Origin of the sequence: Chryseobacterium aahli, from assembly GCF_022699665.1 — a bacterium.
Classification (GTDB): Bacteria; Bacteroidota; Bacteroidia; order Flavobacteriales; family Weeksellaceae; genus Chryseobacterium; species Chryseobacterium aahli.
The window spans coordinates 92,968-113,995 of sequence record NZ_JALDNB010000004.1; the positions used below are offsets into that span (position 1 = coordinate 92,968).

Below are 21,028 nucleotides of genomic sequence, written 5' to 3' on the forward strand. Positions count from 1 at the left end.
TTTGAGCAAAAATAAACATTATTCTCCAAAAACCTCAGTTCCAGTTTTCAAAGTATCCTTATTATCATTCATAATGTGATTCAGCTTATCTTTCTGAGGCGGAAAATCTTCGAATAACCCTGAAAGCGCCAACGCAGAATATACTTTCCCTGAATATTTATTACCAATGGCAACGATGGTCACTTTAGACTTTAAAAGATGAGCAAACACCGAGTTTGTTCCGTGCCACCATCCGTTGTGATACGTCAATTTTTCACCATTATCAAAAATTTTCATTCTGAATCCTAAGCCGTAATTATTTTGTCCTGCCTTTTCATTACTATAAGGTGCAAAAATCATCTCTTTCAGTTCAGGTTTTAAAAAATCTTTTGAAAACATCGCTTTTGAAAAACTGTACAGATCTCTTGGCGTGGTGTAAACATTTTTATCCCCATAAATTAGATCTAAACGATCCAAAGGATATAATCTGTTTCCCCCGTAATAAAATGATTGAGCCGCAGTTGGAATGTCTTTTTCTTGAAAAATGTAACTATTTGTCATTTTCAGAGGTGTGAAAACCATCTCCTGCATTGCTTGTGGAAAAGGTGTTTTCGTTACTTTCTCAATCAACAGAGCGAGAAGCGCAAAGTTGGTATTGCAATACATAAAACCAGTGTCGGTGTCTCTCGCCAATTCAGGTTTATATTTGATGATCATATTCAAAACATCCTGATTGGTAATATATTTTTTTGAGAGTTCTGCCGGAGCCGGTTGAATTTTTGTGATAAAATATTCGTATTTCGGAAGCCCGCTTCTTTGGTCTAATAAAGTCTGAACCGTCACGTTCGGATAAGGAAATCCGGGAAAATATTGCGTTAAATGATCTGACAATTTTATTTTCCCTGCCTCTATCAATTTCAGCATTGCCATCGCAGTCAAAGTTTTTGAAACTGATGCAACATGCAGAGGAGTATTTTTATCAATAGGCATTTGATTACCTTCTCTCGCAAAACCTCTGTAGTTTTCAAACAGAATATCATTTCCTTTTGCAATCAGAATTCCGCCGCTTAGGTCACTTCCTTCCCAAACTTTCTTATAATACTGATCGATATAGTTAACAATAAAGTCTTTGTTTGAAAGAATAGCATCTTCCGGAGAAAATACGTTCCCCAAATCTACATTTCCGTAGTTGGGCAGATTTGTGGTGTTTTCTGAGACAGACTCTTGGTTTTCGGATTTGTTTTTACAGGAAAAAAGGAATAAAAATAAGGTTGTAACAAGTACAAAAGTAAGCTTCTTCATGAGTTTCAAAAATGAGTGGCAATTTAATAAAACTCAAAATGAATCGTGAAAAATCATTGTAAATTGTGAATTATTTAACATAATCCGAAAATGCTTAATTCAAATAAGAAGCTAAAATTTTATCAACAATTACCTGAGCTAATTTTTGTTTGCTCTGATGCGTCCAACCAGCAATATGCGGTGTCACAATAGCTTTTTCAGAGTTTAAAAGATATTTTAAATCTTCATTATCTGTCTCCAGATTTTCGAATGAAGCCTTTTCGTATTCTAAAACATCCAAACAAGCTCCTTTTACCTTTCCTGATTTTAAAGCTTTAACTAAACTTTTCGTTTCTACATTCTTTCCTCTTGCCGTATTGACAAAGTAGAAATCATTTTTCATCTCAGAAATAAATTCAGCATCCACTAAATAATTTGTTGAATCTGTCAAAGGAATATGCAGGCTCAAAACCTCAGCATTTTCTTTCAATTCTTCTAAAGAAACCTGCGTCGCAAATTCATCTGAAAGACCAGGAAGAATATCATGAAAAATTACTTTGCACCCGAAACCCGAAAGTCTTTTGGCAGTTGCTTTCCCCATATTTCCATAACCAATCAACCCGACAGTTTTCCCGAGTAATTCGTCACCACGGTTTTCTTCACGCAACCAGATTCCGTTTTTCACTTCGTTTGAGGCAATGAAAAGTCGGTTCATTAAAATCAATAACATTCCGACAACGTGTTCTGCAACAGAATCTCTGTTTCCTTCAGGAGAATTGATCAATTGAATTCCTAATTTTTCAGCAACAGGAATATCAATATTTTCCATTCCCGCTCCCACTCTTGCAATGAATTTCAGATTTTTTGCTTTTTCTAAAAAATTTTGATCTAGAGGAATTCTGCTTCTGATGATGACCCCTTCATAATTTTCAATCTTCTGGCAAACCTCATCGTAAGAAGACGTAAAATCTTCCTCCAGAATAAAGTTTTTAGCCAAGAGCTGATCAGTAATTAGGGGATGGTTTTTATCTAAAAGGAGAATTCGCATGACTTTATTTTTACAGAAAATCCGTAATGATTATCGCTTAGGGTTTGTTTTTAAATCGGATCTTGAAATAATTTCTTAAGTTCCACAGATTCTGATGGCTTCATTCTTCCTGAAAGAATTAGAGAAAGCTCTTTTCTTCTTAACGCGGCATCGAATCTTTCCACTTCAAGTTCGGTTTCAGGTTCCATTGCCGGGATTGGAATTGGTCTATTAAACTCATCCACGGCCACGAAAGTATAAATTCCTTTATTCGTCTGAATTTTTTTATGATTAATTGGGTCATCCAACCAAACATCAACATAAATTTCCATTGATGTTGAGAATGCACGTGAAACTTTAGATTCCATTACAACAATTCCTCCTTCTGGAATTGGATGATCAAATGAAACGTGGTTTACAGAAGCTGTTACTACTCTTCTTTCGCAATGTCTGGTTGCAGAAATGGAAGCACAGCGATCCATTCTTGCCAATAATTCGCCTCCGAAAAGATTTCTCAACTGATTGGTATCATTGGGAAGTACGATATTGGTCATCACCGTCAGAGATTCTGACGCTTTTTTTATTTTTGCCATCTTGATTTTCTTTTTTGGGAGCTTGGTTTCCAAGTTTTTGCAGCTTGTTTTATTGAATCTTTTCTTAAAGAATCTGCCTTAAAAGCTTTTACAGAATCTGCTTTCTTTATCTGAACTGAATCAATTTTTACAGGAATTTTCTTTTCAATCCTTTTCGTTTTGGTCTGTACAGAAACGTCATCAAAAGATTTTTTTCCAAAAATCAACTCCTGCTGAGTGTATGCTAAATACAACATTCCTAAAATCGGAACGATGAACAGGAAAATCCAAAGGATTGATTTATTGAATTTGTAATCTTTCTCTATATTTTTAGGCGTTTCGAAAGTCTCCCCTTTGTTAATATCTGAAAAGTGAATTTCTTCTAAACCATAAAAATCGGGATGATCAGATTCTAAACGGTTTCCTTTAAAATGAAGCTGTCCGTCTTCGATGAAAATAGTTCCAAGATCTTGAATCTCCAAAACCTGCTCTGACTGTAGTTTTTTCTTCCAAAAATCAGTTTGAATCTGCAATTCATTTTCTGCTGCTTCTCTTGAAACCGCTTTCTGACTGCTGATAAACTGCACCAAATCATCAGATAAAACCTGATAATCAGAATGGAACGCAATTTTGGTAGAAGGTGGAAGGATGCTTCCGTTTTCTGAGTTGAGGACTGCTTTAGAATTTTCCAGAGAAAATACACCAAACTTCGGAACGGTGGCCGTTCCAAATTGTTTCAAATAGTCTAAAATGTAAGCTGAAATATTCATTTGACGGCAAATTTATAACTTTTTCGTGACTTTTTCAGAGATTTGTTTGTATCATACAGTATGAAATTTGTTTCCCACGGATTACACAGATCAACACAGATCTTTTTATTTGCAAATCAACTTTACAAAGATGTTTTGCATGTCTGAACAGCTTTAAACACTCAAATCTTCTTAACCTTTGAGAGTTAATTATTTTCTCTTTTTTAATTTAAAACAAAAAAAGACTGCCAAAGCAGTCTTCAAAAATTTAATCTGAACTTTACTGAAAATATAATGATATGAAATGGTGTTTAATTTTATTACTGAATTTTCCAGCTGATCCCAAACATGAAATTGGTTCCTGCCTGAGAATAATACGACGGCTTGCCTTCCCAAACTGCTCCGTTGTTAACATATTTTTTATCGAATAAATTATTAACCAATAATTTTAACGCGATATCATTTTTAGCTATTTTAAAATGATATTGTGCATTAAAATCGGTTAGAAAATAATCTTTCAGCTGTAGATTTTTATCTTCTGTATTGTCTAAATACTGCTTTCCAACATATTGATTCATCAAAGCAAACTCGAAGTTTTTATTGGGTGTAAATCTCAATCCTAAATTCGCAATGACGTTGGGTGAAAAAGAAATTTCCGTGTTGCCTAATTCTCTTACGACATTGTTGTTTTCTATATTAAAATCAAGGTTTCTGTTTTGGCTTAAACTTACATTTCCTGAGATTTCCCATTGTTTAGAAAGTTTCGCCAAAGCGCCCAACTCAACTCCTCTTCTATAACTTTCACCAGAATTAGTTCGAATCACTGCTCCGACATCATCCAATTGCCCATTCAAAACCAATTGATTGACGTAATACATATAATATAAGTTGGCAGTTACAGATACCTTTCCAAACTGTCTTTCTAAACCAGCTTCAAAATCGTGCAATTTTTCGACTTTTACATCACTGTTTGCGAGTAAATCTGCTCTGTTTGGCTCACGTTGTGCATGCGCATACGAAAGGAAAACCTTTCCATTGCCTATTCTGTAATTGACTCCAGCTTTTGGATTAAAGAATAACCAATTTTTATTTAAATCTGCTCCTTCTTTGTCCCCAGCCATTAAAATTTCAGTATCGTAATCGATGTTTCTTAATTGTAAATCTCCAAAAAACTCAAAATCATTAACTTTTATTAAAGCTTTTGCAAAACCGGAAACTTCATTTTTCACAGATTTATTTCTGTAATATTCGTGTTCATTAATCTGCGGAAGAAAAACGCCTGTTACATTTCCAAAATGCGATCCTTTATATTGATTGGCCACGGCTCCGAAATTAATATCGAGATTTTCAAATTTTCCGTATAAAGTAGAAACTACACCGTAGAAATCATTATCCAACCATTTTTTTCTGATAAAATCTGAACGTTCCAAAAGAGTTGTTCCCTCCGTAATATTCGGAAGATTGTATCTTAAAAATGTGTTACCCTGTCTGTAGTTTTCGTAAAAACCTCGTCCTTTGGTATAATGTACCGTGGTTTCTAAATTCCATGTATCATTAATTCCCTGTTCCCAAAGTAACTGATAATGATTTTGTCTGTAATTGTCTGTCTCATTATCATAAAAACCCGAAATACCACCACTATTATTGTAAATAGCACCTGCTGTATTGAATCTTGGAGTCGTTTCTAAAGTCTGCCTGTCGATTCCGTTCCATGCCTGATAGGTTTTTTCTTTTCCACCAAAAGCCATGAGACGAAGTTTTGTTTTCCCTTCTTCAAATAATACTGTAAAGTTGTAAGAATGCAAATCTGAAAAAGCCCTGTCGATATATCCATCAGAATGAATATGCGAATATCTTCCCATCACAGAAAGACGGTTTTCCCAAAATTTCCCCGAGCCAACCTCAGCAGAATATTTATAGGTATTAAATGAACCGTAACTGTCATCTGTTTTAAAATAAAACTTTTCTTCAGGCTCTTTAGAAATCACATTGATACTTGCCCCGAAAGCCGAAACTCCGTTGTTGGAAGTTCCTACTCCTCTCTGAATGACAATCTGAGACGCTGAGCTCGTAAGATCCGGAACGTTGACAAAGAAAGTTCCCTGACTTTCAGAATCGTTGAACGGAACACCATTCATCATCACATTAATTCCTCTTCCTGCAACCCCACGAATTCTAAAACCCGTGTATCCAACGCCATTTCCGGCATCGGAAGTTGAAATAATTGAGGTTTGATTTTTTAAGAGAATTGGTAAATCCTGCCCAAGGTTTCTGCCGTCTAAATCCTTCTGTACATTGATAATTTCTTTGGCAACCGGCAACCTTTTGGTAAAGTTGACAGTTTCGATTTCTCTGACTTTCAGAGAATCTGTATTCTGAGTTTGTGCAAAACCCATAGAACTTGCGGTAAGTCCTAAAAAAATAAATCCTTTCATTCTTATAAATTTTTAAAATTTAATGGAATAAAAGGGGATCGATAAGATATTATGATACAACATCCCTAAACAGCATTACCCGTTCCAGGTTCATTGGGTATAATCTCAGCCCCCATTGGAGCACCCCTTTAATTTCAGCGCAAAATTACAAAAATTTGATGATGTTGCAAATTTAATAGGATTTGTTATTGGAATCAATATAGTAATAGTTGATATCATCTTTGGTTACTTCAAACATTTTCCCCAATTTCCAGCTGTAGTTTCGTTTAATATCAGCATATTCAAATGGAATAATAATATTGTTGTTGACATCGATGATACCAAATTTATCCTTATGTGAAGCCACAATCATAGGATTTGACAAATCATCTCCTTCTAAAATATGTAAATATTCATATTTTGGATAAATTTTAAAATGTGAGCGGTCTGCAGGATTGCTAAACTTTGAATCTTCTATAATTCCATAAGAGCCATTTAAAATATAAGCATGAAAAAGTTGTTTTTTAAATTCAGTCTGGCATTTTCCCAAATCTGCATTTTTAAATTGGTATAACCTCTTTCCAGCCTGATTGATTCTGTATGAAATACCGTTCTTTTCAACGGTGGCAAAATGAGCTGTACCAAATTTCTTGGCTTTGGGGTTGGGTGAATTTAAAAGATTGCAATCTTCAGCAAAAAACATGGCGATGTGGTATTCAGGAGCGATAACTAATTTCCCTTTTTGATTGACATATCCAAAACTACCATTCAATCTTTGCGGAATTAGCAAAGGAATATTTTCGTTAATAACCACCAAATTACTCTCAGGTTTTTTCTTAACAATCTGTTTTGTCGGATTCTTCTTAGCAACTAACTTATTACTTTTCAAAACCTTAGACTGAGCAGCGAAACTTATCGATAAAAGAATAAAAATAACATAGAAAATTTTCTTCATGGCTGTTTGTGTTCAAAATATCTGCCAAAAATAGAAAATATAAAACACATATTTATACAGAATCTAAATAATTTAGACCAAAAAAAATATTAAAATTCCGTATTTTTGGGAACATTTTTAAATGTTTGATAATATTAAAACGTTTTTAAGCCACAACATTTGATTGTAATACATCAAAAGCCACCAAACGTTTTATCCGAAAAGAGTTTTTGCGGCGAGACAGATTGCAGGTAAACCACTTATATTTTCAGAGAAAGTCCTTTTACTATTTACCCATCGGGACAGATTATTATCTCACATTTTTAGAAATGATGTAGATTATACAACTTGCTTCTGTACTTTTCAGATGACAACTATCTCTTAATCTACCTTTAATTTTAAAAAGAACTTCTATTTATGAATATTTATCAGGATTACATCCAAGAGATTGAAGAAAGAAAAACTCAGGGTCTTCACCCAAAACCAATTGATGGTGCAGAACTTTTAAGCGCAATCATTGCACAAATTAAAGATAAGAATAACGAATACAGAGCAGATTCTCTGAAATTCTTTATCTACAACAGTTTACCGGGTACAACACCTGCTGCAGTTGTGAAAGCTCAGTTTTTAAAAGAAATCATTTTAGGTGAATCCGTATTAGAAGAAATAACTCCTGCTTTTGCATTCGAGTTATTATCTCACATGAAAGGAGGTCCTTCAATCAAAGTATTGTTGGATTTAGCTCTAAGTAACGATACTAATATTGCTAAAGAAGCTGCAAACGTTCTAAAAACTCAGGTTTTCCTTTACGAAGCTGACACGGATCGTTTAAAAGAAGCATTCCACAACGGTAACGAAATTGCAAAAGAACTTATTGAAAGTTATGCACAGGCTGAATTCTTCACAAAACTTCCTGAAGCTCCTGAAGAAATCAAAGTAGTTACCTATATTGCTGGTGAAGGTGATATCTCGACAGATTTATTATCTCCTGGAAATCAGGCGCACTCAAGATCAGACCGTGAACTTCACGGAAAGTGCATGATGACTCCGGAAGCTCAAGAGGAGATTAAAGCTTTGCAGGCACAACATCCTGACAAAAGCGTGATGTTGATCGCTGAAAAAGGAACGATGGGAGTTGGTTCATCAAGAATGTCTGGTGTAAACAACGTGGCACTTTGGACGGGTAAACAAGCGAGTCCTTATATTCCATTTGTGAATTTCGCACCAATTGTTGGTGGAACAAACGGGATTTCTCCGATTTTCCTGACTACAGTTGACGTGACTGGTGGAATTGGTATTGACCTTCAAAACTGGGTGAAAAAACTGGATGCAGAAGGAAATGTTATCCGTAACGAAAACAACGAACCGATTCTTGAGGAAGTTTATTCTGTAGCCACAGGAACTGTTCTTACTATTAATACAAAGACTAAAAAATTATACAACGGCGACCAGGAATTGAAAGACATTTCTAAGTCATTCACGCCGCAAAAAATGGAATTCATCAAAGCTGGAGGTTCTTACGCCATTGTTTTTGGTAAAAAATTACAAACTTGGGCATCAGGTATTTTAGGAATTGAAATTCCTACCGTTTATGCTCCCTCAAAAGAAATTACTAAAGAAGGAGTCGGTCTTACTGCTGTTGAAAAAATCTTTAATAAAAATGCTGTTGGTTTAGCTCCGGGCAAAGTTTTACACGCTGGTTCAGACGTTCGTGTAGAAGTTAACATCGTTGGATCACAAGATACAACCGGTTTGATGACTGCACAGGAATTAGAATCTATGGCTGCGACCGTAATTTCTCCAATTGTTGACGGTGCTTACCAATCTGGATGTCACACTGCATCAGTTTGGGATAAAAAAGCTCAGGCGAACATTCCTAGATTGATGAAATTTATGAATGATTTCGGTTTGATTACCGCAAGAGATCCGAAAGGCGAATATCACGCTATGACAGACGTGATTCATAAAGTACTTAATGATATTACGATTGACGAATGGGCAATCATCATTGGTGGTGACTCACACACAAGAATGTCAAAAGGTGTAGCATTCGGAGCTGATTCAGGAACTGTTGCTTTAGCATTAGCGACTGGTGAAGCATCGATGCCAATCCCGGAATCTGTAAAAGTAACTTTCAAAGGTGATATGAAACATCATATGGATTTCCGTGATGTGGTTCATGCAACTCAATTGCAAATGTTACAACAGTTTGGTGGAGAAAATGTTTTCCAGGGTAGAATCATTGAGGTTCATATCGGAACGCTTCCTGCTGATCAGGCATTTACATTTACAGACTGGACTGCCGAAATGAAAGCAAAAGCTTCGATCTGTATTTCTGAAGACGATACTTTAATTGAATCATTGGAAATTGCAAAAAGCAGAATCCAGATCATGATCGACAAAGGAATGGATAACCACAATCAGGTTCTTCAGGGATTAATCAACAAAGCAAACAAGAGAATCACAGAAATTAAATCTGGTGAAAAACCAGCGTTAACTCCGGATTCAAATGCTAGTTATTATGCAGAAGTAGTTGTTGACCTTGACACTATTGTTGAGCCAATGATTGCTGACCCGGATGTAAACAACGAAGATGTTTCTAAAAGATATACTCACGACACCATCAGAGATTTGACTTATTACGGAGGTGACAAAAAAGTAGACCTTGGTTTCGTAGGATCTTGTATGGTTCACAAAGGCGATTTGAAAATCGTTTCTCAAATGCTAAGAAACATCGAAAAAAGAGATGGTAAAGTTGAGTTCCTTGCACCACTTGTTGTTGCAGCTCCGACGTATAACATCATCGATGAATTAAAAGCTGAAGGTGATTGGGAATTATTGGAGAAATATTCGGGTTTTGAATTTGACGACAATGCTCCAAAAGGTGCAGCACGTGTTGAGTACAAAAACATGATGTACCTTGAGCGTCCGGGATGTAACCTTTGTATGGGTAACCAGGAAAAAGCTGAAAAAGGAGATACTGTTTTGGCAACTTCTACAAGACTTTTCCAGGGAAGAGTGGTTGAAGATTCAGAACGTAAAAAAGGAGAATCTTTATTGGCTTCTACACCAGTTGTCGTACTTTCTGCCATTATGGGAAGAATTCCTAATATTGAAGAATACAAAACAGCAGTTGAAGGTATTGACTTGACGACTTTCGTTCCCTCTATAAAAGAATTGGTCACAGTTGGTCACTAATAGATTTTAACTTTTAGTCAAAAGACTTTTTTAAATATAAATGGAAGATTTCTTTTTGAAGTCTTCCATTTTTTGTTTAGAACGTTTCCATTTAAGCCTCATCTTATTTATTTTATCTTAAATCAATAACCGAAATTTTATTTTTTCTTAACTTGATAGTTAGAAATAATCTCAGTCATTCATCATATTTATCCTTTATTATAGATGGAGGAACGGTATTTGATGAATTATAAAGGATTAAAATTTTCTACTTTAGATTGAATGATTGATGAACCTTTGAGTTCTTCTTTAAGTTTACGGCTTTGTGAACCTTAAAAGCATTTAGTAGTGAAAAAAAGCCTCTGTGTGCTTTGTGTTCAAGATTAAGAATAGAGAATTTACAAAAAACAGAAAAATTAAATTAAGATATGACTTTCGACATTGACATGATCAAAAAAGTGTACGAACGTTATCCTGAACGTATTGCGGCAGCAAGACAAATTACAGGAAAACCATTAACACTTTCAGAAAAAATTCTTTACACACATTTGTGGGAAGGAAACGCAACAAAAGAACATGAAAGAGGAAATTCTTATGTGGATTTCGCTCCGGATAGAGTTGCCATGCAGGATGCAACAGCTCAGATGGCTCTTTTACAATTTATGCAGGCTGGAAAACCTAAAGTGGCCGTTCCTTCAACTGCTCATGCCGATCACCTGATTCAGGCAAGAGTAGGTGCAGAATCAGATTTACAGGAAGGAATTAATAAAAACTCTGAAGTTTTTAACTTCTTAGGTTCTGTTTGTGATAAATACGGAATTGGGTTCTGGAAACCGGGAGCCGGAATTATCCATCAGGTTGTTTTAGAAAACTACGCATTCCCAGGTGGAATGATGATCGGAACCGACTCTCACACGGTAAACGCAGGAGGATTAGGAATGGTTGCCATCGGTGTTGGTGGTGCAGATGCCGTAGACGTAATGGCAGGAATGGCTTGGGAATTGAAAATGCCAAAATTAATCGGTGTAAAATTAACCGGTAAAATGTCTGGCTGGACTTCAGCAAAAGACGTTATCCTAAAAGTTGCCGGAATTCTTACCGTAAAAGGAGGAACCGGATGCATCGTAGAATACTTCGGTGACGGTGCTATTTCTTTATCCGCAACAGGAAAAGGAACTATCTGTAACATGGGAGCCGAAATTGGTGCGACCACTTCTACTTTCGGATACGACGATTCTATGAGAAGATATTTAGCTTCTACTGGAAGACAGGATGTTGTAGACGCTGCCGATAAAGTAGCTGAACACTTAACAGGTGATGCAGAAGTGTATGCAAACCCGGAACAATATTTTGATCAGGTCATTGAAATAAACCTTTCAGAATTAGCTCCTCATTTGAACGGACCATTTACTCCAGATTTGGCAACTCCCGTTTCTGAGTTTAAAGCGAAAGCTGAAGCAAACGGATGGCCAATTGAAGTTGAATGGGCATTAATCGGATCTTGTACCAATTCTTCTTATGAAGATTTATCGAGAGCCGCTTCCATTGTAGAAGACGCAGTCGCGAAAGGCGTAAAACCAAAAGCTATCTTAGGAATAAACCCAGGTTCTGAGCAGGTGAAATTTACCGCAGAAAGAGACGGATTTTTAGATTCTTTCAGAAAATTTGAAAATGCAAGAATCTTTACCAATGCTTGTGGACCTTGTATCGGGCAATGGGACAGAGAAGGTGCTGAAAAAGGAGAGAAAAACTCAATCATTCACTCTTTCAACAGAAACTTTGCGAAAAGAGCAGACGGAAACCCGAATACCCATGCATTTGTAGCTTCACCGGAAATGGTGGCCGCTATTGCAATTTCAGGAAGATTAGATTTCAATCCAATTACGGATACATTAACCGCTGAAAACGGTGAACAGATAAAATTAAACGAGCCTCAAGGTTTTGAATTACCTGAAAAAGGATTTGCAGTTGATGACAATGGTTATCAAGCACCTTCGGCAGATGGTTCTAGCGTAGAAGTAAAGGTAAGCCCGACTTCTGACAGACTTCAGTTATTAGAAGAATTCCCGGCTTGGGATGGTAAAAACATTACAGGAGCGAGAATTTTAATAAAAGCTTTCGGAAAATGTACGACTGACCACATTTCTATGGCAGGACCTTGGTTGAAATACAGAGGTCACCTTGATAACATCTCAAACAACATGTTGATCGGTGCTGTAAACGCTTACAACATGGAAACCAACAAAGTAAAAAACCAATTAGATGGTGCTTATGGTGAAGTTCCAGCCGTACAAAGAGCTTACAAAGCTGCGGGAATTCCTTCAATCGTTGTGGGAGATCAGAACTACGGTGAAGGTTCTTCAAGAGAGCACGCAGCGATGGAGCCAAGACATCTTGGTGTAAAAGCCGTTTTGGTAAAATCTTTTGCAAGAATCCATGAAACTAACTTGAAAAAACAAGGGATGTTGGGATTAACTTTTGCTGATGAAGCAGATTATGATAAAATTCAGGAAGATGATGTGGTTAACTTCTTAGATCTGGATCAGTTTGCTCCGGGGAAACAGTTAACTTTAGAATTCATTCACACAGATTCTACGAAGGATATTATCATGGCAAATCACACGTATAATGATCAACAGATTGATTGGTTTAAAGCTGGTTCTGCCCTTAATTTGATCAAACAACAGGGAAATTAATTGTTAGATTTTAATTAATGATAGAAAAAGCAACTTCAAATTTGGAGTTGCTTTTTTGTTTTTTATTATCTTTTTTAGTCCTGCCAGTCAAAGGTTGCTCTGAACTTGCCTTCCGTAATTTTTAAAGGAACTTTCGTTTCCTGATACTGCGGGGATTACCTCTCCTTCAAATGTACCTTCAATATATTTTCCATTTATTTTTGTGATGGTAATATTTCCAATGGCACCTTCTTCTGTACTAAAGTGTTCATATTTATCGCCATCAAATTTTCTGATTAATGCAAGATTTCCGATTGGCAATACATTGTAGAATGCAATGTCTTCTGCCAACGATACTGTCCCGGCTCAAACTCCTTCTTTAAATCAATACTTAAAGAAAGCTCTATTGCATATTTTACAGTTTCGATATCCAAAATGCCCAAATGAATATACTTACTGAGTTTTTTAGTCTGATCTGATGAATCGGTATTTGAGCTTGAAAAAGTTATAAGTTGCTTCTCCGGCAATTTATACTGTACTCCATCTACCTTGTAAGAAATATAAGCTCCTGCTCCTTGTGCACAAGATTGAAAAGGGATTAAACATAATCCAAAAACCATCATAATGGTTAATAATAATGAATTTTTCATGGAATAATTTTAGAATGCTAAAATAATTTAAATTCTAATAACATAAAATTAAAATTCTTAGCTGTTAAAGAAATACTTTTATTGACGATATTAGGAAAACGATTATCAAAAAACTTCCGATTTCTATCTTCCATCTCCCAACCAATTAAATTTACCTTATCCTAGCCAAAAGATTCATTCGATAGCTCTCTCCTATCGGAATTTCCTGTTCAGAAATTATCGTGACTTTCTTCGTTCCTAAACTTTTAATCTGATTTAAATTAATAATAAACGATTTATGAATTCTAACAAAAGAACTTTCCGGAAGTTGCTGCTCCATAGATTTTAAGGTATCTAAAACAATATATTCCTGTTCTGAAGTTTTAATATTCACATAATCTTTGATACTCTCCACGTACAAAATATCTTCAAAAATGATCCTATATTGCTGTCCGGAAGATTTTACAAAGAAATGGGAATCTTCTTTGTTTTCATTGATTGCAAAACGTTCCTGAGCCTTCAAAGCACTTTTATAAAACCGTTCAAAAGAAATAGGTTTTAAAAGATAATCAACAATATTGTGTTCGTAGCCTTCCAATGCATATTCGGAATAAGCAGTTGTTAAAATATATTTTTGCTTGTCTCCGAGAATTTTCATGAAATTAATTCCCGTCAGTTCCGGCATCTGAATATCTAAAAACACAAGATCAGCTTCATTTTTTTGAATAAATTCTAAAGCTTCAATTGGATTCTCAGTAGAAAAAACAAGTTCGAGAAACGGGATTTTCTCGACATAATTTCCAAGAAGTGAAACAGCAAGCGGCTCGTCGTCAACAATAATGCATTTAATTTTCTTCATCCTTCAAATCAATCTTTAAATCTACTGTAAAATCAGTCTCAGTTTCAACAATATTCAGTTCATATTTTTTAGGATACAAAATTTCGAGACGTTTTTTAACATTTTCAATCCCGATTCCTGAAACAACGTCTTTCATTTTCTCTTTTTTATAATTGAAAAGATAAAAATGCAGCATTTTATTTTCATCTGAAATTTTCATTTCAAAACCTTTATTTCTAAAATCTCCATGTTTAAAAGCATTTTCAACAAACGGAACTAAAAGCATTGGCGAAATATTTAGTAATGGATGATTTAGTGTTTTTTCAACATTCAATAATTCAGGGTTTTTGATTCTTAGTTTTTCTAAAGCTATTAAACTGTCGAGATAGCCGATTTCTTTATCTAAAGTAATAAAATCTTTCTCAAGATCTTTTGTGCTGTATCTTAATAATTGCCCTAATTCTTCAATTGCAGGCAACGCTTTTTCTGAATTTTGATAGACTAAGGAATAAATATTATTTAAAGTATTAAAAATAAAATGCGGATTGATTTGAGTTTTTAAAGCCTGGAGTTGTGAATTTTTATTTTCTTCAATTAATTGACGCTTTTCTCTTTCTGTTTTTAGTGCATTATTCAATAACCAAATTAAAGTAGCCACAAAAATAGCATTGTAACTGAAGAAAATATTATCATAAATATAGTAAACCAAAGTTGTTTTCTCATGATAATTTCTAAAACCTAAAACAATAGGAAAAAGAACCTCTTCAATCGAATACCTTAACAAACTGAAAAATAAAAATATGCTAACAATTCCACCAATAATTGCATACATTTTCTGCTTCTTATATACCCAAGGCATTAAAATAAAATAATTAACATAAAAAGTTGACAGATTAACAAATAGAAAAGAATAACTTAAAATATAGCTTTGAAGTTCTGCACCTGATTCTTTCGGTAAAAATGCAAATCTAAATTGGTAATAAATAAAAAATAACCAATATAAAAGATGCAAAAGGATGACTTGCTTTTTTTTCATCTTAATTCTTTGTTGTTAATAAAAATACTTTTGGAAGAGTAATGATGCAAATATATTGAAACAGGTTTTGTATTTCTGTTTTCTAACTTTAAACTACCTTTTTTAGGCAATCTATATTTGAATTCGGACTTTCCCGAAATTTCAGCAGGTATCTTTAGCTCAGAAACTAAGGCTATATTTTCATCTGAAAAATTTTTTATTTCTAAAGTTACTGGCGCTTTTACTTTATTAATATCAATACTTTCGTTTGGAGTAATTGTTATTGTTTTCCAAACATCCACTTTGTGATTACCCGCAAAAAACTGTATAAAAATCACTCCCGAAAGAAGAATTATATTTTTCATTTACCAAAAATAGATACAAAAGCATTTCTAAAACCTTTCAAATCTATGAACACCCGCTTTTTCCCGATGAAAATATTTTAAACTGAGATAATTCCTGATTGGTCGAAACCTTATTTCATCAAATTGTCGTGAGATATAAATTTGTCAAAAATATTTAAAACAAAACATTATGAAATCGTCAATTCTAATAGTATTATTAACTATATCAACTTTTTTATTCGGACAGAAAAAGCCATCTGAATATTTTCCAGATCCTAAAACCAAAGTCTTGGTTGTTGGTTCATTTCATTTTGAATATCCCAATTTTGATGCTCATAAGACTGCAAAAAGTGACCAGGTAGATGTTTTAGAACCTAAGACAGCAGCAGAAGTGACAGAATTGGTTAATTACATTAAAAAATTCAAGCCTACAAAAATTGCTATTGAAGCCTGGCCAGATTGGAAAGCCAACGAAAAATTAAAAGAATACAAAGACGGTAAAAAAAGAGATCAGAGAGACGAGCGTTATCAACTAGCAATGCGTATCGCAGCAGAATTGAAAATCAATGAATTATACAGTATTGATGCAAAATCAGTTTTGGATGATTTTACCGAAAAATTTGGAAAGAAAGACTCATTATATTTTAAAAACCTCCTTGAAGATTATGATTTTTTAAATGATGACAAAATTTCTAAACAGTATACTACTTTCATTAAAAATACAGAACCAAAAAACTTTAAATCACTTCTTGATATGTTCAAATATATGAACAGCAGAGAATATCATCAATATGAATACGGAGCGTATTTAACAGGAGATTTTAAACTGAGGGAACATGACGGTGCAGACTTGCTTGCTTTATATTGGTATAGCAGAAATCTTAGAATATTCAGAAAAATTCAGCAGATTCCGAAAAATGCTGAAGATAGGATTTTGGTTATTGTAGGGAACGGTCATGCCTCAGTCTTAAGACAACTTTTCACTTCTTCTCCTGAATATGATTATGTTGAGTTTTCAACTTAGGTCAAAAAAAATAATTCTTCTATTTTAAAAACTAAACGATTCTTATCCTATGAAAAAGACATTCATCATCGCTGCTTCATTTTTATACATTTCCTTTCTTGCTCAAAAACAAGATACTTTACAAGTCAAAAATATAAATGTTGTTACCATTAATGGAAAGAAAAAATTACTCTTAGAAAGGAAAGCTGACCGACTTATTTTCAATGTAGAAGCTTCAATTGCTTCACAGGGAATGGATGCCGCAGAAACTTTAGCCAATGTTCCTATGCTGAAAGTTGATGATAATCTCGGAAGCATATCAATTACAGGGAAAAGTAGCGTAAATGTTATGATTAACGGAAGGATGCTTAATCTTTCAGGAGTGGCTCTTTTAAATTATCTGAAAATAATTCGCTCAGAAAATATTGCTAAAATTGAAGTGATTACTACTCCACCCGCAAAATATGAAGCACAGGGAAACAGCGGATTGATTAATATTATTTTGAGAAAAAATCCGAACTTAGGCTGGAGTAGCTCTGTAAACACAGGATTAAATCAACGAACGTATTCAAGCGGAAACATAAACGGAACGCTGAATTATCAAACTGAAAAATTGAGTTTATCATTAAGAACAGGTTATCTGGACGGAGCAAAACGTTCAAAAGAAAACTATACGATTTTAGGAGTTGTACAAAACTACAGCCGTTCCGTAAGAAAAGACATGTGGAAAGAATTGACGCCAAACCTAAATCTTTCGTATAAGCTTAATAAAAATTCTGAAATCGGGATGGAATACATTTATGCTCACGAAAAATCTGGAATGGATATCGTTAATGAAACAAAAAATATCAGCTCAGATTATACAGTTGAAAATCTTTTGACCAGCAACTTTCATCGTGAGAAAAATCCTACTCATACATTGAGTGCCTATTATGATTTGAAATTAGATTCCTTAGGAAAAAAACTAAGCTTCGCAGGAAACTATTTTAAGAATGATTCTAATACGGAAGTTAATTTTTCCACTTTAAAACTGAGTGATCAAACGATTCAGGATGTAAAGACGACTTCAATTGTGGCACCACAGGTTTTTTCTGTGCAGGGAGATCTCGAGCTTCCATTTTCATTTGGAACGATAGAAACCGGATTAAAATTTAACCAGTTTAAAAATTCTACGGATCTTCAGTATTTCAACATCATCAACAACAAATATATTCCAGACTTGCAAAGAACTAATTTATTTGAATATCAGGAAGAAAATTATGCTGCTTATTTTAGTTATGCTAAAAGTTTTGGAGAACATTGGGAAACAAAAGCTGGACTTCGTTATGAAAACACACAGGCAAAAAGTTTCACTCCTTCGACCAATATTGGTAATTCATACAATTACGGACAATGGTTTCCATCGACTTTTGTTTCGTATAAAGAAAAGAAAAATGTATTCAGTCTTTCTTATTCGAGAAGAATTAACCGCCCAAGCATGAGCAATCTGAATCCCTTTAGATGGTATGAAAATCCTTACTCTTATTCTTCAGGAAATCCTTTGTTAAAGCCATCTTATATCAATAATTTAGAATTGGGATATACTTATAACAACAAATTTTCTGCGAGTATTTATTATTTAAAACTTAAAAACGGTTTTGGGCAAATCTCTTTAATAGACGAAATTTCGCAAATCGGAACGTATCTTAATTATTATGATAATAACTTTTACGGATTCAATGTTTCTTACACTGATCAATTTTTCAAATTCTGGGAAGCAAGCCTTTCGGTAAACGGATCGCTCACAGATTCTAAAGTATATAACATCGAAGCTGAAGCCCAAAAAGGTCATTCTCTAAGTTATTCGGTTAACAATACATTCACTCTGAACAAAAACAAAACCTTATACTTTTTTCTGAATTACAGTCAGAATTTACCTTACCAAAATGTCAATTCTTCTTTTCATAATTTTTCAAATTTAAATTCGGGAATAAAAATTTCTCTGATGGAAAAACAACTGCAGATTAACGCAACCGTAACCAATATTTTTGCTCAAAAATATCGTGGTGATATGTATTTCAGCGACAACAGCCAGCATTTTAATAATTATTGGGATGGCAGAAGTTTTCGTCTAAGCGTAAATTACAAGTTAGGAAATAACAAAAAGAAAATCAATACTAAAAGCATCAATTTTGAAGAAAAAGATAGAGCACAGTAAAATTTTGTAACAAATCAGATTTTTCTTCGTCTAACAGAATAGATTTACTCACATTATGAAGAAAACTTTATTTACTCTCTCAATTTTAGGTTCGATTTTAGGTTTCGCACAGGAAACGAAAGACAACAAAGAAACCAAGGAAAAAGAAATCGAAGGCGTCGTCATAACCAAAACTAAAAAAGCAGTTGAACAAAAAGCAGACCGTACAATTTTTGATTTTTCTGAGCAGCCCAGCTTAAATTCAGGATCTTTAATGGAAGGGGTCAAAAAACTTCCAGGTTTGGTGGTATCTGATATGGTAGGAATGATGTATCAGGGAAAACCATTGGATGTTTATATGGATGGAAGACCTTTGAACATTTCAAGTAACGAATTGAATGCTTTTCTGGAAGGCATGCCCGCAAACTCGGTTGACAGGATTGAAATCATTACGCAACCCGGCGCAGAGTTTCCTGCAACTTCTGGAGGTGCTATTTTAAACATTATTACAAGCAAATCTGCGAAAAATTACCTTACTGCTGTTTACAACGGAGGTTACCGTTTTTCGAACTATGATAAATACAGAAGTAGATTTAATAATTCAATTGCCTTAAATTCAAGAAATAAATGGTTCGGATGGCAGGTCAATCTGGGGCAGTATTATAGAGAAAGTTTATCTCTTTCTGAGTTTGATTCACTTACCAGAAACCATTCCAACTCGCTTGGAAGAACGTATTATATGAATTCTGCTTTCACTTTTGAGCTTGGGAAAGACAGATTGTTGTTGAACTACGATGTCAATCACAACAATGGAGGCGCAGATATTGCGACTGATAATTTTGTAAATGGTACTTCAACATCTAATTTTGGAAGTGATTCTAAAGGGTTAAGACAAGAAGTTGCTGCTACGTATCAGAAAAAATTTGAGGATAAAAATAAGAAGCTTGATTTTAAAGCAGTTTATACCAACAGCGATTCAGAGTTTAATCAATTTGGAGATAAATCATTAAACAACTCTTCTTTATTTAATTTATACAATTTCAGAATCGATTATTCTCAGCCTTTGAAGATTTTGGATGAAGGAAAAGTAAGCTTCGGAGGTTTATTTGACCAGCAAAATTTTGAAACGAAAGATGGAAATATTGTAAATCTTGATTACACAAGGCAGACTACTTCTGCGTACTTAGAATTTCAGGCAACTTTAAAGAAGTTTGATTTCATCGCCGGAGCAAGAGCCGAAAATTATGATATTACAGGGATTACCAGAATGATTGATAAGACCGGTAATCTGAAACAGGATAATTTAAATCCTTTTAAAAAGTTTAAAGTTTTTCCAAACGCAAGTGTGCAGTATAATTTAATGAAACAACTTTTCGTTAATTTAAACTATAACAAAAAAATCAGCCTGCCAAGTGTTTCGCTCTTAAACCCAAATAACACAACACTTAGTACAGAAACGCTTACAACAAGTGGTAATCCTGATCTACAGCCAACAATTTATGACAATGCTGAAATCAAAATCAGCGCATTTGATTATGCGTACATTGGCTACAACACGAGTTGGGTGAAAAATCAGATTGTTCAGAAAGTTTCAAGAGAAGGTAATTTAATCAGAAACGAACAGGTACAAGTAAACAGTATCAGAACACACAACTTCAATTTCGGAATGCCGATTCCGTTTATGCTTTTCACAACGCCTTTCAGCGAGCTGATGAAATTTAATGTAAATCCTGATAAAATGAACTTATTATATGTTTATGCAGGTTATCAGATCCAGGAAATGCCTGATATTAAATCAAAAGGTTTCTGGGTTTTCAGTTTAATGGGACAGTTTATTCTTCCAAAAGACATCAGACTTCAGGCGAATTATAACGTGATACCAAAGGGAGGAAATTTCTATTATTTTCAAATTGAGAAACCTTTGAATAATGCTTTTGATTTAACGATATCAAAAAAATTCATGGCGGATCGTCTTAATCTTTCGCTCTACGCTAGAGATATTTTTAATCAGAATAAAAGTGTAATTGTGGCAAATTCTTTAGGAGGGAAAGTCTTTACATCAAACAAATTCGACAGCCGAAGTTTCGGAATTACGGTCAATTATAAAATCCCGACCAAAAATAAACTAGCAAAAGAAGATCCGAACATGATCAAGCAAACTACCCAAAGCGAAACCACAGGTGGAATCTTGCAACAATAAGATAGATAAAAAGAA

Annotated in this window: 16 protein-coding genes; 5 read left to right on the plus strand and 11 right to left on the minus strand. The window is 34.4% G+C overall.

Annotated elements, in window-relative coordinates; all coding sequences use genetic code 11:
• Positions 1 to 18: 18 nt before the first annotated feature.
• The 6 genes from MQX03_RS09125 to MQX03_RS09150 form a co-directional block, all read right to left on the minus strand.
• Positions 19 to 1,281, minus strand: a complete 1,263-nt coding sequence (locus MQX03_RS09125) for a serine hydrolase domain-containing protein (protein ID WP_242802662.1) — start codon at positions 1,279 to 1,281, stop codon at positions 19 to 21.
• 94 nt (positions 1,282 to 1,375) lie between these two features.
• The gene (locus MQX03_RS09130) at positions 1,376 to 2,308 is read right to left on the minus strand and encodes a 2-hydroxyacid dehydrogenase (RefSeq protein WP_242802663.1); all 933 of its coding nucleotides are present in this window, start codon (positions 2,306 to 2,308) and stop codon (positions 1,376 to 1,378) included.
• A 50-nt stretch (positions 2,309 to 2,358) separates the two neighbouring features.
• Positions 2,359 to 2,880 carry an acyl-CoA thioesterase gene (locus MQX03_RS09135; protein ID WP_242802664.1) on the minus strand — a complete coding sequence of 174 codons (522 nt, stop codon included), beginning with the start codon at positions 2,878 to 2,880 and terminating at the stop codon, positions 2,359 to 2,361.
• Positions 2,868 to 3,629: a hypothetical protein gene (locus MQX03_RS09140; protein WP_242802665.1), complete on the minus strand. Its 762-nt coding sequence runs from the start codon at positions 3,627 to 3,629 to the stop codon at positions 2,868 to 2,870. Before MQX03_RS09140 ends, MQX03_RS09135 begins: the two co-directional genes overlap by 13 nt.
• Positions 3,630 to 3,928: 299 nt before the next feature.
• Positions 3,929 to 6,043, minus strand: a complete 2,115-nt coding sequence (locus MQX03_RS09145; RefSeq protein ID WP_242802666.1) for a TonB-dependent receptor — start codon at positions 6,041 to 6,043, stop codon at positions 3,929 to 3,931.
• A gap of 172 nt (positions 6,044 to 6,215) precedes the next feature.
• Entirely contained in the window at positions 6,216 to 6,977 is a 762-nt protein-coding gene (locus MQX03_RS09150; protein ID WP_242802667.1) for a WG repeat-containing protein, read from the minus strand.
• Positions 6,978 to 7,373: 396 nt separating this feature from the next.
• Here MQX03_RS09150 and MQX03_RS09155 point away from each other — a divergent pair, with 396 nt between their 5' ends.
• The gene (locus MQX03_RS09155; protein ID WP_242802668.1) at positions 7,374 to 10,154 is read left to right on the plus strand and encodes a bifunctional aconitate hydratase 2/2-methylisocitrate dehydratase; all 2,781 of its coding nucleotides are present in this window, start codon (positions 7,374 to 7,376) and stop codon (positions 10,152 to 10,154) included.
• A 407-nt stretch (positions 10,155 to 10,561) separates the two neighbouring features.
• Entirely contained in the window at positions 10,562 to 12,829 is a 2,268-nt protein-coding gene (locus tag MQX03_RS09160) for an aconitate hydratase (protein WP_242802669.1), read from the plus strand.
• 87 nt (positions 12,830 to 12,916) lie between these two features.
• Here the strand turns inward: MQX03_RS09160 and MQX03_RS09165 are convergent, their stop codons facing one another.
• The 5 genes from MQX03_RS09165 to MQX03_RS09185 form a co-directional block, all read right to left on the minus strand.
• Positions 12,917 to 13,129, minus strand: coding sequence for a hypothetical protein (locus MQX03_RS09165; RefSeq protein WP_242802670.1), 213 nt, complete (start codon positions 13,127 to 13,129; stop codon positions 12,917 to 12,919).
• On the minus strand, positions 13,105 to 13,458 hold the full coding sequence (locus MQX03_RS09170; RefSeq protein ID WP_242802671.1) for a hypothetical protein: 354 nt from the start codon (positions 13,456 to 13,458) through the stop codon (positions 13,105 to 13,107). The genes MQX03_RS09165 and MQX03_RS09170 overlap by 25 nt, the downstream gene beginning before the upstream one ends.
• 151 nt (positions 13,459 to 13,609) lie before the next feature.
• Complete coding sequence (locus MQX03_RS09175; RefSeq protein ID WP_242802672.1) at positions 13,610 to 14,296, minus strand: LytR/AlgR family response regulator transcription factor; 687 nt, start codon at positions 14,294 to 14,296, stop codon at positions 13,610 to 13,612.
• Complete coding sequence (locus tag MQX03_RS09180; RefSeq protein ID WP_242802673.1) at positions 14,283 to 15,311, minus strand: sensor histidine kinase; 1,029 nt, start codon at positions 15,309 to 15,311, stop codon at positions 14,283 to 14,285. Before MQX03_RS09180 ends, MQX03_RS09175 begins: the two co-directional genes overlap by 14 nt.
• Positions 15,308 to 15,655 carry a hypothetical protein gene (locus MQX03_RS09185; RefSeq protein WP_242802674.1) on the minus strand — a complete coding sequence of 116 codons (348 nt, stop codon included), beginning with the start codon at positions 15,653 to 15,655 and terminating at the stop codon, positions 15,308 to 15,310. Before MQX03_RS09185 ends, MQX03_RS09180 begins: the two co-directional genes overlap by 4 nt.
• Before the next feature lie 169 nt (positions 15,656 to 15,824).
• Between MQX03_RS09185 and MQX03_RS09190 the strand changes: the two genes are divergently transcribed.
• Genes MQX03_RS09190 through MQX03_RS09200 form a run of 3 tightly spaced genes read left to right on the plus strand, consistent with a single transcriptional unit; the run spans position 15,825 to position 21,013 of the window.
• Positions 15,825 to 16,658 carry a DUF5694 domain-containing protein gene (locus MQX03_RS09190; RefSeq protein ID WP_242802675.1) on the plus strand — a complete coding sequence of 278 codons (834 nt, stop codon included), beginning with the start codon at positions 15,825 to 15,827 and terminating at the stop codon, positions 16,656 to 16,658.
• A gap of 49 nt (positions 16,659 to 16,707) precedes the next feature.
• Complete coding sequence (locus MQX03_RS09195) at positions 16,708 to 18,834, plus strand: outer membrane beta-barrel family protein (RefSeq protein ID WP_242802676.1); 2,127 nt, start codon at positions 16,708 to 16,710, stop codon at positions 18,832 to 18,834.
• Between the two features lie 55 nt (positions 18,835 to 18,889).
• The gene (locus MQX03_RS09200) at positions 18,890 to 21,013 is read left to right on the plus strand and encodes an outer membrane beta-barrel protein (RefSeq protein ID WP_242802677.1); all 2,124 of its coding nucleotides are present in this window, start codon (positions 18,890 to 18,892) and stop codon (positions 21,011 to 21,013) included.
• Positions 21,014 to 21,028 lie beyond the last annotated feature (15 nt).